Here is a 14,046-nt window from a genome sequence, read left to right as displayed (position 1 = left end):
GGTCCCACTACCGGCGCCTCCATCAGACCCGCGCCCGAGCCAGCCACTACAGAAGACATCGACTGAAACATCTCAAAGCCTCGCTGTAGTACTAGGGGCGCCAGTCAGCGCGGCCATCCCTGTGCGAGACCTACTCGGCACGACGTAGCGGATCACGGTCCTCAACCGATAAGCCTGTGCATCTGCCGGTCAACAGGGCAGACCGAGCACGCCTCCAGCGTGAGCGCCACCGGCGGATGGGGCGGAGGTGGGTGGCCAGGTGAGTGGACCGCAAGGGGCCGAATCGGCCGAGCAACCCCCGCTGTCACGGGACGGCGGAGGTGAGGTCGCTGCCGCGCAGGATGGAGCACGCCACTGGATCCGTCACATTGCGGCGATGACCGGTCGGGGTGTTGCCTGGGCGAGCCCGCGGGCCATGCTGGCAGGCTTGTGCGCCAGCTCCCTGCTTCCGATCGCGTTAGCCGAACCGGGCCTGCCGGCCGCAGTCGCCGGACTACAGGTGGTGGGCTCGCTCGGGGCCAATGTGCTGGCCACCCTCATCAGCGAGGCCTTGAGCGCCGCCAATGCTCGAACGAGATCGTCGACCGGGCCGAGCGCTCCTGGAGCCGTTTCCGGACTCGCAGGCCAGTCGATGTTCGAGGAGCAGGTACGCCAAGAGCTCGCCGCCCGGCTCGAGACGGTGCTGGAAGCCGAGGATGAGCAAGCCGACGCACTGGCCACCATGCTAGCCACGTTGCTGGAGCGGATCGACGTGGCCACCGTTGTGGTCAGCGAGGTCTTGGCCTCCGGCCAGGACCGGCTGCTGGAGGAACTGACTGCCGGGTTCGCCGGTCTTGGCGGCAGATGGCCAGGTTCGGTTCGCTGTTGCGTGCCCTGGCTGGCACGGTCCTGCAGATCCAGCAGACCCTGTCTCGGCAAGATGCCGAGCGGCAGTTACACCAATCTCAGGGCCAGCGTCAGATCGCGCTGCTGCTCAGCGTTCATGAGCAGCTGGCCGAGCTGGTGCTGCGGCTGCCCGAGATGGGCGGCGCAGCACCATACCGAGGGCTGGACAACCCGATGGCGCCCTCAGCAGCCTGGGTGGGGCTCTGTCCCTATCAGGGGCTGGCCCCCTTCGGGCCCGCTGAGGCCAGAGTGTTCTACGGACGCGGACTGGCCGTCGCTCGGCTGCTGACCATGGTGGCCACCCACACTGGGGAGGGCCCGATCATCGTGACCGGCGCCTCAGGGGCCGGAAAGTCCTCCCTCCTGCACGCCGGGCTGCTTCCTCAGCTGTCCACGACAGCCGCCGATTCGTTGGCCGCGACCTACGGCACGACCGGCTGGCCACAGATCACCTTCACCCCCGGGCCCCGCCCGTTACAGCAACTGGCAATCCATCTAGCAGTCCGCTGCGGTGCCGACATCGATCAGGTCCTAGCTGAACTGCGGGCCGATCCCACCGAGGCGGTGGTGCGACGGGCCAAGCAGGTGCTCGCCGCCGAGCAGATTCGCCGCTCTGCCAGCGCCACGACGCACGCGGAAGCCCCAACAAGCATGGTCCAGGGTGGGCAGCGACTGATCGTGGTCGTCGACCAATTCGAGGAACTGTTCACCCTGGCCGCCGGTTACGCTCCCCCCGTCACCGATTCCCGCGAACCCGACAGCAGGCAGGAAACTGAGCAGTTTCTGGCTGCCCTTGCAGCGCTCACCGCCCGCCCGGACATCGTGATGAGCACACCGTCAGTCCCTCCAATCATTGAGCCCAGCGCAAGCCGTGACCAGCGTGGTCTGTCCGGGACGACAGACCAGCTCCCTGTAGGGATCGCGATGCTCGTGGTGCGTGGTGACTTCATCGACCGATGCTCGGCCTACCCGCTCCTGGCTCACGCCTTGGAGGAGAAGACGTTCGTGCTGGGGCCCATGACCGAGCAGGAACTCCAGCGGGCAATCACCGGGCCGGCCGCAGCGGCCGGTCTACGGATCGAGGATGGCCTGGCCAAGCAGGTCGTCGATGACCTGATCGGCCACCTGCGCACCACAAGCGCCCAGTCCGGCCTAGTCAGCACAGCTGCGATCTCGGGAGATGTGGCGGCGTTGCCACTGCTGTCGATGGCCATGGCCCGTACCTGGAAGCAGCGCGAAGGCGTCCGGCTGACCTACGCCTCCTACGACCGGGCAGGCGGTGTGGCCTCTGCCGTCACCGACACCGCCGAGGACACCTACAACAGCCTGAATGAGCCGCAGCAGCGAGCCGCGCACCGGATCCTGCTGGCCTTGACGATCACCAGCGCCGACGGGCGGATCAGCCGACGTCGCGTCACCGTCAAGGAGCTGGCCCAACTGGTCCGGTCCGACCCTAGCCTCGCAAGAGAGCCCACCGGCCAAACCAGTAACAGCCGGCAGGCGGAACAAGTCATAGAAGCGTTCACCACGGCTCGCCTGCTGATCACCACGTCGGTCATGAGCACTGGACGACCGCCGGAACCGGCGCCTGGCCCGGCAGCCGTACCGACTGCACGATCAGCTAGGCCACCTCTCCTTACCGGCACCGCAGCGCCAGCTGCATCTGAGCGGCCACCAGCGACATCATCACAGGCTCCAGCAGATGGGGGGCAGAGTGCAGCAGTGGAACTGGCCCATGACGTGTTACTGACCGCCTGGCCCCGCCTCCGCGCCTGGCTTGGTGAGGACCAGGACGACAGGATCCTGCACAGTCAGCTTGTCCACGACGCCGCCGAATGGGACCGACGCAGCCGCAATCCCGCCTTCCTTTATCGAGGCTCTCGCCTTGAAGAAGCACGGGCCGCTGTCGCACGCTGGCGGGCAGACCCCGACCGGCACCCAGCCCTAGGGCTATCCAACGCCGCACACACCTTCCTGGAAGACGGCGCACGGGTCGCAGCGCGGAGCCGACGGCGGTGGCGATCAGCAGCCGGGGTTCTAGCCACCCTGCTCATCATCTCGGTCGTCACCGCGGTGGCTGCCATCCGTTTCGGCCGTGACGCCGACCAGCAACGCGCCGAGGCCGACCACCAGCGTGCCATGGCTCTCGATCGCAGTGCGCAGATCTTGTCCCGGCTGATTGCCGGCTACAGCGACAGCGAGTTGATCGCGGAGGACCCCGCCACCTCCGCGCGCCTGGCTGCCGCCGCCTGGTCAATCCTCCCCTCCGCCGAAGTATCAGCGAGTATGGCTTCCCTGCTCAGTCGACCCCAACGCGCCGTGCTGTCCGGTCACGCTGACATCGTGACGTCGGTGGCCGCTTCCCCGGACGGCACCCGGATCGCCAGCGGCAGCGCCGATGAGACGGTGCGGATCTGGGACGCCCGCACCGGCCAGCCGATCAGCGAACCATTGACCGGCCATACTGGCGACGTGCAGTCGGTGGTTTTCTCCCCGGACGGCACCCGCCTGGCCAGCGGCAGCAACGACGAGACGGTACGGATCTGGGACGCCCGCACCGGCCAGCCGATCGGCAGGCCACTGACCGGCCACACCGAATGGGTGACATCGGTCGCCTACTCACCCGATGGGGCGCGCTTGGCCAGCGCAAGCGGCGATGGCACCGTGCGGATCTGGGACGCCCGCATTGGCAACCCGATCGGCAAGGCCCTGACCGGCCATACTGACGTCGTGCAGTCGGTGGTTTTCTCCCCGGACGGCACCCGCCTGGCCAGCGGCAGCAACGACGAGACGGTACGGATCTGGGACGCCCGCACCGGCCAGCCGATCGGCAAACCACTGACCGGCCACACCGAATGGGTGACATCGGTCGCCTACTCACCCGATGGGGCGCGCTTGGCCAGCGCAAGCGGCGATGGCACCGTGCGGATTTGGGACGCCCGCATTGGCAACCCGATCGGCAAGGCCCTGACCGGCCACACCGCCAATATGTGGTCAGTGGTCTACTCACCGGATGGGGCGCGTTTGGCGAGCACCGATGACAAGACGGTACGGATCTGGGACGCCCGCACCGGCCAGCCGATCGGCAAACCACTGACCGGCCACACCGAATGGGTGACATCGGTCGCCTACTCGCCCGATGGGGCGCGCTTGGCCAGCGCAAGCGGCGATGGCACCGTGCGGATCTGGGATGCCCGTACCAGCCGGCCGATCGGCAAGCCACTGACCGGCCACACCGAAGGGGTGACATCGGTCGCCTACTCGCCCGATGGGACCCGCCTGGCCAGCGGCAGCAATGACAAGACGGTACGGATCTGGGACGCCCACACAGGTCGGCCGATCGGCGAACCGCTGACCGGCCATACCGACGGCGTGTCGTCCGTGGCCTTCTCGCCCGACGGGACCCGCCTGGCCAGCGGCGGCGATGGAACCGACAAGTCAGTACGGATGTGGAACGCTCGTACCGGCGTTCCGATCGGTCGGCCGCTGACCGGCCATACCGACGGCGTGCCCTCCGTGGCCTTCTCACCCGACGGAAATCGCCTGGCCAGCGGCGGAGGCGTCCGCGGCGACCAAACAGTGAGGATCTGGGATGTCCAGACCGGCCGCGCGATCGGCAGGCCGATGATTGGCCACTCCCACGAGGTGTCGTCGGTGGTCTTCTCCCCGGACGGCACCCGTCTGGCCAGCAGCAGCCCCGACGGGACGGTGCGGATTTGGGACGTCGCCCTGCCGAAGGATCTTCTTGGAGCGGTCTGCGGCATCGCGGGCCGCGGGTTCACCCTGCGAGAATGGCAGCAGTACGTCCCCGAGGCGCCATATCAGGCCACCTGCCCGACTGGGAGGTAACCGGACAGGCCTTGGCCCTCGTCGCGCCACTGCGCGACGAGCCGGAACGCGCAGAGAGTGCCGGGCCAAGCGGGATGGCTTGCCCGGCGGAAGATCACCATTGATCGCGCCGCCCTTGGGGGATCAACGCTACCGACGGCGATCTGGTCCTGACCGCGCCTGGCGTCAACGGCAACCTCCAGGCTCTCGACATGCGGCTGCGGGGCGGCCGCGGCGATGCCCGGACGCAGGCCGACATCGCCCTTCCCGACAGACTCTTCCATCTGGTCCCGCGCGACCTGCCCGCGACGGCCCAGGGCGTAGCCCAGCTGTACGCGCGCTTCGGGCGAGACATCCGCGAGGGCACGCACACTGTGCCCGGCTTCGACCATGCCCTGCGGCGGCACCGGCTGATCGACACGATCGAGCGGGCCTCCCGCACTGGAGTCACCCAGGCTCTGGCCTCGGCATAGTCGAGCCTGGCGTACTTCTCCAGCAGGCGGGTCACCCCGCAGGCCCATCATCGGGCACACCGGGCCTTGCGCTTTCTGAGGTGAGGCGGGTGCCACGTGGATGCCATCGCGTGGCCGGCGGTCTCGCCCCGTTCACCCGCCGGGAGTGACAGGCCAGCTGGCGTAGGAGTTCGCGAGGCAATGAGGTCAGGAGAGCGGCGATAGGGCTCAGTCCCGGGTGCGAATCGCACTCTGGTGTCGGCGCCGAGTTGGCGTTCGAGGATGGTGATCCGTTGGCGCAGTGCGAGGATCTCGATGTCCTTGTTCGATCGCCCATAGGCAGCAGCCGCAGTGCGGCGAACGTGTTCGTGACGGTGAGCCAGGCGAAGGAGCACGGCCGATCATCATGCCGCACGCGTTCACCCTTTCCTGGTCGCTGGCGTTCGCGTCGCCACGCGAAGCCATCGCAGGGTTATGACCTGGGCGGATGTGGTTCTCGGCAGGCGCAGGCCGCTCACGGTCGTCATGAAGTACTCCGACAAGGAATGGGACGAGGCGTTCGACGAGATCGCGCAGGGCCGGGCATCTCGACTGTGCCTCCCACGAGCTACATGATCTTCCGGTGAGGAGCAGTGCAGCTGACCGACGCCATCACAGTGATGTCCCCCATGCACATCTTCCCCAAACTGCGCACAAGCCGGCGACGAGGTGGAGCAGGTAGCGCAGACGGGCTCGGGAGCAGTGGTTTCAAGCGAAGACAGGACAGTCGAGGGTGACCGAGGCGGAGTTGCGCTTTCTCACTGATGCGCTGCGACGGGGGACGGCTCGCCCACAGTAGAGGGACAGTCGAACGGGCAATCAACCGGCTGAAGAACTTCCGGGCCGTGGCCACACGCTACGACAAACGCGCCTACATCTTCCTCGGTACCGTCACCCTGGCCGCCCTGGTCATCTGGCTCCGAACCTGATCTAAGAAGCAGTCCCTGGTCGCCGTCCAGCCCCAGCCGGGACCGTACCAGCGTCTTGTGGTTGCGTCCCGTTCGCTCGGCCACGTCCGTCATGCCGACCTGCTCCGGCAGACCCAGTTCGTTCCGTACGTGCTCGATCACCTGGGCCGGGATTTCGGCGAGCCTGGGGAACCGTCCCAGCCGCTGACAGCACTTCAGCCACACCATCAGCGACAGCCGGGTCTCGTCGCTGTCGGTCATCTCCCGCGCCCAGTCCATCTCCGCCAGGCTTGGCGAGTACGCCGCGCAGTTCGCGCTCGGAGATGGTCCGCTTGAACCGTGGGTAGGCGGTCTTGTCGATCGAGGCCATCAGGCACAGCCTTCCCCAGCAGCCCCGATCACCACAGAATGGGTCGTACTGTAGCCGACCGAACACAGTGAGCGAGGCGGAACGCGGAATCTAGAGTCGGCACTCCTCTACCGAGAAGCGGTTTCCGAGATTACGCGCCATCCGGCACGGGAGGTTGGCGCCGGTATCGAGTGCCCAACCCCGGACCCGCAGCAGGTACGCCCTGACGTTCTCAAGATCGACTCATGGCCGGTTTTACCCGTATCTCGGCTGGACCCGTACGGGTGCGACCACTAACGCTCAGTCAACGGAGGTATCAAGCCAGGAGCCGTTGAGCATGAGGGTACGGCCGCTGAACTCTGCCAGAGAATTCCATGCGAGTATCCGCTTGGGGACGAGGCGGATGTACAGGAACATGTCCGGTGCATTGCGTGGGTCTGTCGATACCTTTGCGTACGCCTCGGCTGAGGCGACGTCGATGTTGGGCACGTCGAGCAGAATCGTGTAGGCATCGATCAGGACGACGTCGGCGGTGTCCCCGATCGCCAACCGCGCCGTTGGCCTCGCTCGCAGGTTTGAGACCGTGCGACTGCGGCGGAAGGTCGCGGTAGTCAAGGTCGAGCCATTCCAGACGTAGGCGACTGGGATCAGGTGTGCCCCGTGACCGTCGCTCCCGGTGGTCAGCCACATTTGGAATCCGCTGCTCAGACGGTCAAGGGTGTCGGCTCGTCGCTGTGGGAGGTCACGTGCTGGCGGCAGGGTTGCCGAGGACATGGCTACTCCTTCATGAGGGCTCATATCCTGAAGACGAACGGGCGAGGGACGGATTCGACGCTGCCCATGAAAATGTGCGGTGCCGGGCTGATCCAGCCCTTCGATGGGAGTACCACGCACGGACCACTTAGCTGATGAGGTTCACGGTGCGGCGGAAGGTCGCGGCGGCGGCTTCCAGGTACGCGCGGACCTTGTGCCAGTCTGCGGTCTCGTCTTCGTCCATGTCGACCCAGTTCTGTTCGCCGAACTCCGCGCTGCGCCTGGCCGACGGCGTGCTCGAATGGCGGCTGGCCGATCCGCCCGTGGCCGCCTAAAGCGAAGCCGGGCCCATCCACGCGGGGCCTTCGGCCCCGCAGCGTGGGTCAGTTCCACTCCAGCCGCTCGGTCAGCAGGGCCTGCTGGGCCGGGTTGGCGATCAGGGCCAGCGCCCGTTCATCGTCTCGGCGTGCCTCCTCGCGGCGGCCCAGCGCCCGCAGCAGCTCCGCCCGGGTGGCGTGCAGCAGCGGGTAGCGCTCCAGCTCCCGGTCCAGATCAGCCAGCTCGGCCAGGGCCGCCTGCGCTCCTTTGACATGCTGCAGAGCGATGGCCCGGTGCAACCGGGTGACGGGTGAGGGCGCCAGGTGCAGCAGCATGTCGTACAGCACGAGGATCTGCGCCCAGTCGGTCGCGGCGAAGGTCTCGGCCTCGGCGTGGCAAGCCACGATCGCCGCCTGCAGCTGGTACGGCCCCGGCCGACGGTGGGCGCGGGCGGCCCGCGTCAGCAGCGCCGTGGCCTGCTCGATGGCCTGCCGGTCCCACAGACCGCGGTCCTGCTGGGCCAGCAGCACCAGATGTCCCTGCGAATCGAAGCGGGCCGCGCCCCGGGCCCGGTGCAGCCGGATCAGCGCGAGCAGTCCGGCCACCTCCGGCTCCTTCGGCAACAGGTTCGCCAGCAGCGCGACCAGCCACTCGGCGTCCTCCACCAGGTCGCGCGCCTGGGCCCGCTCGGCCGTACTGGACAGGTAGCCCTCGTTGAACAGCAGGTAGATGACCGCCAGCACCTCGCCGACGCGCTGCGGCAGTTCCTCCGGCGGCGGGATCCGGTACGGGATCCCGGCATCGCCGATCTTCCGCTTGGCGCGCGTGACGCGCTGCGCCACCGTCACCTCCGGCACCAGGAACGCGGCGGCGATCTGCGCCACCGACAGCCCGCACACCACCCGCAGCGTCAGCGCGATCTGCGCGGCCCGCGACAGCGCCGGGTGGCAACAGGTGAAGATCAACCGTAGCCGGTCGTCGGACGTGGCGGGCGCCTGCCAGGTGAGCTGGGCGAGCTTGGCCCGGTAGTTCGACTCCCGGCGCAGCACGTCCAGCCCGCGCCGCCGGGCCACAGTCAACAGCCACGCGTCCGGCCGCTCCGGCACCCCCTCCGCCGGCCAGCGCCGCAACGCGGTCTCCACCGCGTCCTGCACCAGGTCCTCGGCGGCGGCGAAGTCGCCCAGCAGCGACACCAGGGACGCCGCCAGCCGGCCCGCGTGCTCACGCACCACGCGGGCCAGCACCTCTCGGCTCACCTCCCCGCTCATGAGACTGGGCGGATCTCCACGATCGGACAGGCAGGCCACGAGCGGGCAATCTTCAGCGCTTCGTCCAGGTCAGCCACCTCGACTTCGGCGAACCCGCTGACCACCTCCTTGCCCTCGACGAACGGCCCGTCGGTGACCACCGGCTCGCCCGGCCCCAGGCGCACCGTGGTCGCCGTGTGCACCGGCGCGAGGTGCGTGTGATGGGTGATCTTGTCGGCGTGGTCGGCGAACCACTGCCCGACCGCCGCGTAGGCGGCCTGCTGCTCCAGCTCGCCCATGGCCTCCAGGCGCTGGGCGAACTCTTCGGTCTCGACGAACATCAGCACGTATTTCACGTCGCTCTCCCCAGATCTTGCGTGCGGGTGCCGTGGTCAGCGTGCCGCAAGGGCGGCAAACAGGTCGATACCGTTGCCGTCAGGGTCGGCCACCGTCGCGTACCGCATACCCCAGAACGCATCGAACGGCTCGGCGATCCCGCGGTATCCGGCCTCGGTCAGCTCGGCGTACCTGGCGTCCACCCTGGCCGGGGCCTCGAACTCGAAGCACAGCAGCGTGCGCGGCCCGCCGACCGGCGCGCTCCAGCCGGGCAGGAACGGCGTGCGGAAGCCCTCGGTGTCCAGCATGACGTGCAGCCCGTTCGGCAGATCGCAGCCGGCGTGCTCGGGCGAGTGCTCATCGAGTTTGAACTCCAGATCCAGCCGGGCGTAGAAGGCGATCGAGGCGTTCATGTCGGACACCACGATGTCGATCGTGTTCAGCGTGGGATTCATGCTGCGCTCCTTCGGACTCGGTCGATGAGGGTCCCAGACCGTCCGCGCGCCGGACACGGTGACATGCCCGCTGATGGCTTGGCCCTCACCTCACAGACGATCGGCCGAGGCCCCGATACGACAGCGCCGAATTCCCGCGCGCGGCGGGCGCAGCTCGATCACTGCATGATCCCCCGCCAGCGTGGCCCTCGCCGCACAGCCGGGTGCGCGCCAGCGTTCCCGGTCACTGCGGCGGATCGGCGACGGCCTCCAGCTCCAGGTGGCGGTTCATGTCGAGCTCGAAGCACCCGTACAGGTTGGTCCAGAACAGGGCAGACAGCCCCCGCCGGTCGGCCGGGCTCAGCCGTTTCTGCGAGGCCGCGTCCCGCAGCACGATCTGGATCATCACCGTATTCACGTACGCGATCGCTGCGGCGACCAGATGCAGCGCCAGCGCGGAGACCTCGACGTGCTCGCGGTCGTCGCCGGTCAGGTCGCCGACTTTGCCATATCCCTGGCTGCCGCGGCTCGTGTCCATCACACGGCCGGCCACACTGCCCGAGCAGCTCGCGTACGGGGTATGGACCCTGCGCGCGCTCGACGGCCTCGGCCTGGACCGATCACTAGCATGCACGTTCACGGCACGATCGTGAACTACGCCCGGGGGACAGCGATCAACATCGAGAGCGAGGCCATCGCCGAACTGGATACGGGCATGACCAGCAAGCAATGGGGCCAGGCCAAGCTGTCCGTCGACGGGCCGCTGATCACCCAGGTCGCAGAGCCGGGCGCGGAGCTCGACCTGGAATCACTGTTCGCCTTCGGCCTCGAACGCCTGCTGGACGGCATGGCCACCGTGAACCGCTGGATCAGCGGGTCGCGCGTGCTCTCGGCATACCAGCCGGCATCCTCATCGGCCCACTCGCGAAGCCGAACCACTCCATCATCCAGTTCATGATCACCCACAGCCGAACCCTGCCAGACCCTGCAGCGCCGCGGCAGCTGCTCTCGCGGCATGGCTGCCTCACCCCTGCCGTTCGGTGTCGCCCCGGAGCGCTGCGCGCGCGGCGTCCTCAGCCCGCCAGGCAGTGCGCACCTGACCCAGGAGCGCACCGTTGCGCTCGAATCCCGCCTCCGCCAGCCCCGCCATCTCCTCGCGCAGCACGCGGCCGACACGTCACAGACGGCGCTAGCCTCATCGCGAGCTCGGCAGGCGCTGAGGAGCTGGCCCGGATCGCCGGCGGCCGACGCGGCGTCGAGCTCGGCTTCGGCCTGCTGGTACCGCTCGTGCAGCGCCTCGTGTTCGGCGACGAGCTCGGCGAGCCGGGCTTGAGAGACGATGCGCTCGGCGTGGATGATCGTCACGACCTCGGCCACCACTTGATGTGCGGCGTCGGCCTGGTCGAGCAGCGCGTCCATCTCGGGCTGTCCGGTCCGGCGCCGGTCTGAGTCCGTCATCGATGACCGCTCCTTATTATCTGCTGAGTTTCGTCCCCGCTTCGACAGCGCTGGCAACGACACTAATTGACCTCCGGCGGTGAACCCTGAATTGGATCGAATCAGAGTCGCCGCGCTGCGCTACTGCACGCTGAACGGCACCGACCACCGCAGTCATGACGAGCAGAACGCGGCGATCGGTGCCTACATCCGCTGGCGCTCGCCGCAGACCCCATGCTCGACGGTCTGGTCCCGGAGCGCGTCGCGCTGCACGACGGCTCGGAGTCGCCGTTGTTGTCGCAGCATGAGATGGCGTTGCGTGCGGCGGGGGGTTCGGGAGGCCGGCATGGTGTGGCAGCGGGGGGACAATCGTCTGCTCTGCGCCGTGCCCTCTTGATCCATTATTTGCCCTGGTAGGCCGGCTGCTACGATGCCGCCCGGCATAAATCGCCCTATCTGGGCGGGCAGAACCGCCGATTTCTCATGCGCGATCTTTCTGCACGAATTGCCGAATCCCCCTCTTGGAGTTCTTCATGCGCCGTGCAGTCGCGCCCGCCGTTCTCATGCTCGCCACCCTGACCGCATGTGGCGGCGGCGAGAAGCCCGTGCCGGCGGCCTCCGCCACCCCCAGTGCTCCGGCCGCCCTGACCGAGGTCGCGGCCGTGGTGCGTGTCCTCGACACCCAGCTCACCAAGCACAAGAGTCTCAAGATGGCCGTGTCGGTGACCGGCGACGAGGCGGCCGTCAAGTCCGACGTGCTCATTCACCTGGAGGGCACGGCGACCCGGGTGGACATGACCTCCGAGGACCCCCTGTCTCCAGGAAAGAAGACGCACGTCATCCAGACCGAGAAGGCCACGTACGTGGCGGCCACGGACGAGTACGCCGACTGGGCGAAGGGCAAGCCGTGGCTGAAGTTCGGCGAGGAGCAGAAGGGGATGGTCGGGCTGATCGCGCCCGGGGGCGCCGACAGCGTCGTCGAGGACCTTGCGCGGGCCCGTGACGTGAACCTGTACGCCACCGGCAAGCTCACCTCCGCGCCGGATCCGCTCGGCACCCACTACACCGTCACCTACGACCTGGGGCAGGCGCTGAAGCAGACCGGGTCCAAGGCGTACGTGGCGGCCAACTTCGACCAGTCGCTGGCTGCCGTGAAGGCCAAGCTCGGCAAGGAGGAACTGCAGAAGGTGATGAAGGGCGTCCCAGACCTGGGCGAGCAGTACCAGATCCGGCTTGGGGCCGTACTGGAGCAGGTGGCGCAGGGGGTCAGCTGCTCCTACGACGTCTGGTTGGGCGCCGACGGGCTGCCGGCCAAGCTGGTCATGAACGTGCCGCTGGAGGGGGCGGCGGTGAAGACGGAGATGGTGTTCTCGGACTGGGGCACGGCGAAGGTCACCGTACCGGCCGACGATCAGGCCGCGGAGATGCCTAGCCTTTCGTAAATTCGTGGCTCTTGTCCGAGCTCTCGATGGCACGAACGCGAGGGGCCTGAGTTGCCCTTGAGACTCTGTTCATCCGTCGGCCCGGCCTGTATACATCTGGCATGACGAACAGTCAGAGATCCAGTCAAAAAGGGGATGGCTGGCGACGAAGGGCCTTAGCGGCCGGCGTGCTGATCGCCGTGATCGCCTCCCCAACTTCCCCGGCTCAGGCATCCGTCACGACGGCCAACCCGTGCGGCCAGGGGTACGTCCTGCGCAGCAGCGTTCCGGTCAATCAGCGATGGGACTGGAACAAGAGGAACAGCCGGACCTTCGTGGCTCCGGTTGCCACGATCTACGCCTACGCCCACCCGCAGAAGGGCATGAAGTGCGCCTTTCTGTCCGTTCGCGCCGGGTGGAGCCAGAGAACACGCATCAAGCACATGATCCTGCAGATGCACTGGCCCACCAAGCCCGGCCAAGGATCCCAGGATCTCTATGGCAGGTGGTTCGACGCCAAAGAGATCGAGACCATCTCCCAATCGTCGGCAGGGCCGGTCAGTGCCAGCGTTCGCCGGTGTGTGACGGTCGTGGCGAGCATCAAGATCAGCAGCGACCTCGGCTACAGCGGTTATAGCGACATGGCCGCCTGCTGAACATCCAGGCCGTGCGTGCAGAGGTAGAAAGTGCGGTCCTGACTCCGCTGGGAGGAGTCCAGGTCAGCCGCAACACATGCGGCATGGCCGCCTGAGGCCTGCTGGTCAGGGGCTTACCGGAAGCCAAGGCAGGTCAGGCGAACAGCTCACGGAGAGCCGCCTCCTGGTCGTCGCGGGTACGTTGCAGGGCCTGGTGTAAGCGCTCGGCGGGGACCTCGAACGCGGCGAAGTGGCCTGGGTTGCCGTACTCGTGGGGTCCGTACTTCGGTGGGCGCCAGCGGCCGTCGACCATGCTTCCACGCTGGAGCATGGGCTGGGTGAAGAACGGGTAGCCAGCCAGCGACTCCGCCCTGGCCGGTCCCGATCGGCCAGCTGAGCGGGTTCACCGATCATGACGGCCCGGCACTCGGGTCGCCGTCACCAGAGGCAAAGTAGCTCTGCGTAATCGTGGTTAGAGTGGCTCGCGGGGATGGAAGCCAACTTGAGAGGCGTCCTGCTCGCGAAGGCATCCCCAGCCCCAAAGTAGCGATGAGCTAGATCACGATTACTGTTCGTGGTCTTACGTTAGGTGGCCGAGTCTGGCTGGTTGAGAAGGAGATCGGCGAGGGCGGTCCGTATGGCGGCGCGACTGACGCCGTGGGCGCGGGCGAGCGCGGCGATGGAGGCCCCCCGTTCCTGGTATGCGGTCGCGCCACAGCTCGGCGGTTCGCAGCGCGGGCGGGTGGTAGTAGGTGGCGTCGACCTCGACCAGCGGGAAGTTCGCCGCGTAGTGGTCGAGGCGCTCTTCTGGCGTGGTGGCCGTCGGTGGATACCAGCCAGACTCCAGCAACGACCGATCCGTCCACGACGCCGTTCCCACCAGAACCCTGCCCATGGCGGTGTGCACTGCCCCGATGAGGCCGTGTCAGACGCCTTGGCGTATGTACAGGTCGCGCAGCAGGCCGATCTCGCCGCCGTGATGCGAGACCTCGACCAGGGCGTGC

General features: G+C 67.6%; 14 protein-coding genes and 2 pseudogenes. 8 read left to right on the top strand and 8 right to left on the bottom strand.

Features of this window, described 5'->3' with window-relative positions; translation table 11 throughout:
- Positions 1–843 precede the first annotated feature (843 nt).
- The 4 genes and pseudogenes from ABZ459_RS52405 to ABZ459_RS52390 form a co-directional block, all read left to right on the top strand.
- Positions 844–4,734, top strand: coding sequence for a WD40 repeat domain-containing protein (locus tag ABZ459_RS52405; RefSeq protein WP_357988985.1), 3,891 nt, complete (start codon positions 844–846; stop codon positions 4,732–4,734).
- Between the two features lie 191 nt (positions 4,735–4,925).
- Positions 4,926–5,186: a hypothetical protein gene (locus ABZ459_RS52400; protein ID WP_357988983.1), complete on the top strand. Its 261-nt coding sequence runs from the start codon at positions 4,926–4,928 to the stop codon at positions 5,184–5,186.
- A gap of 453 nt (positions 5,187–5,639) precedes the next feature.
- On the top strand, positions 5,640–5,780 hold the full coding sequence (locus ABZ459_RS52395) for a hypothetical protein (protein WP_357988981.1): 141 nt from the start codon (positions 5,640–5,642) through the stop codon (positions 5,778–5,780).
- 230 nt (positions 5,781–6,010) lie between these two features.
- Positions 6,011–6,133: pseudogene (locus tag ABZ459_RS52390) on the top strand (IS5/IS1182 family transposase); the annotation flags it as partial.
- 39 nt (positions 6,134–6,172) lie between these two features.
- On the opposite strand, the pseudogene ABZ459_RS52385 reads toward ABZ459_RS52390, so the two are convergent.
- From ABZ459_RS52385 to ABZ459_RS52360, 6 genes and pseudogenes are all read right to left on the bottom strand, one after another.
- A pseudogene (locus ABZ459_RS52385) lies at positions 6,173–6,403 on the bottom strand (DUF4158 domain-containing protein); the annotation flags it as partial.
- Positions 6,404–6,761: 358 nt separating this feature from the next.
- Positions 6,762–7,235 carry a hypothetical protein gene (locus tag ABZ459_RS52380; RefSeq protein ID WP_357988979.1) on the bottom strand — a complete coding sequence of 158 codons (474 nt, stop codon included), beginning with the start codon at positions 7,233–7,235 and terminating at the stop codon, positions 6,762–6,764.
- Positions 7,236–7,597: 362 nt separating this feature from the next.
- On the bottom strand, positions 7,598–8,800 hold the full coding sequence (locus ABZ459_RS52375; protein WP_357988977.1) for a DUF6596 domain-containing protein: 1,203 nt from the start codon (positions 8,798–8,800) through the stop codon (positions 7,598–7,600).
- Positions 8,797–9,135 (bottom strand): YciI family protein, encoded by a 339-nt coding sequence (locus tag ABZ459_RS52370; RefSeq protein ID WP_357988975.1) that lies wholly within the window; start codon positions 9,133–9,135, stop codon positions 8,797–8,799. Before ABZ459_RS52370 ends, ABZ459_RS52375 begins: the two co-directional genes overlap by 4 nt.
- Before the next feature lie 36 nt (positions 9,136–9,171).
- A complete protein-coding gene (locus ABZ459_RS52365) occupies positions 9,172–9,570 on the bottom strand; it encodes a VOC family protein (RefSeq protein WP_357988973.1) in 399 nt (132 codons plus the stop codon).
- A gap of 223 nt (positions 9,571–9,793) precedes the next feature.
- Positions 9,794–10,087: a Tn3 family transposase gene (locus ABZ459_RS52360; protein ID WP_357988971.1), complete on the bottom strand. Its 294-nt coding sequence runs from the start codon at positions 10,085–10,087 to the stop codon at positions 9,794–9,796.
- A gap of 90 nt (positions 10,088–10,177) precedes the next feature.
- Between ABZ459_RS52360 and ABZ459_RS52355 the strand changes: the two genes are divergently transcribed.
- From ABZ459_RS52355 to ABZ459_RS52340, 4 genes are all read left to right on the top strand, one after another.
- On the top strand, positions 10,178–10,507 hold the full coding sequence (locus ABZ459_RS52355; RefSeq protein WP_357988969.1) for a hypothetical protein: 330 nt from the start codon (positions 10,178–10,180) through the stop codon (positions 10,505–10,507).
- A gap of 329 nt (positions 10,508–10,836) precedes the next feature.
- Positions 10,837–10,998 carry a hypothetical protein gene (locus ABZ459_RS52350; RefSeq protein ID WP_357988967.1) on the top strand — a complete coding sequence of 54 codons (162 nt, stop codon included), beginning with the start codon at positions 10,837–10,839 and terminating at the stop codon, positions 10,996–10,998.
- Between the two features lie 521 nt (positions 10,999–11,519).
- Positions 11,520–12,428: a hypothetical protein gene (locus tag ABZ459_RS52345; protein ID WP_357988965.1), complete on the top strand. Its 909-nt coding sequence runs from the start codon at positions 11,520–11,522 to the stop codon at positions 12,426–12,428.
- A gap of 167 nt (positions 12,429–12,595) precedes the next feature.
- On the top strand, positions 12,596–13,063 hold the full coding sequence (locus ABZ459_RS52340) for a hypothetical protein (protein WP_357988963.1): 468 nt from the start codon (positions 12,596–12,598) through the stop codon (positions 13,061–13,063).
- A gap of 133 nt (positions 13,064–13,196) precedes the next feature.
- On the opposite strand, the gene ABZ459_RS52335 is transcribed toward ABZ459_RS52340, so the two are convergent.
- Both ABZ459_RS52335 and ABZ459_RS52330 read right to left on the bottom strand, forming a co-directional pair.
- A complete protein-coding gene (locus ABZ459_RS52335) occupies positions 13,197–13,355 on the bottom strand; it encodes a hypothetical protein (protein ID WP_357988961.1) in 159 nt (52 codons plus the stop codon).
- Positions 13,356–13,622: 267 nt separating this feature from the next.
- Positions 13,623–13,937 (bottom strand): DUF72 domain-containing protein, encoded by a 315-nt coding sequence (locus ABZ459_RS52330; protein WP_357988987.1) that lies wholly within the window; start codon positions 13,935–13,937, stop codon positions 13,623–13,625.
- Positions 13,938–14,046: the final 109 nt, after the last annotated feature.

Origin of the sequence: Nonomuraea sp. NPDC005692 (genome assembly GCF_040631115.1) — a bacterium.
In the GTDB taxonomy this organism is placed as follows: Bacteria; Actinomycetota; Actinomycetes; order Streptosporangiales; family Streptosporangiaceae; genus Nonomuraea.
Note: the sequence above shows the minus strand (reverse complement) of the source record. Positions and strands in the feature narration are given on the sequence as shown.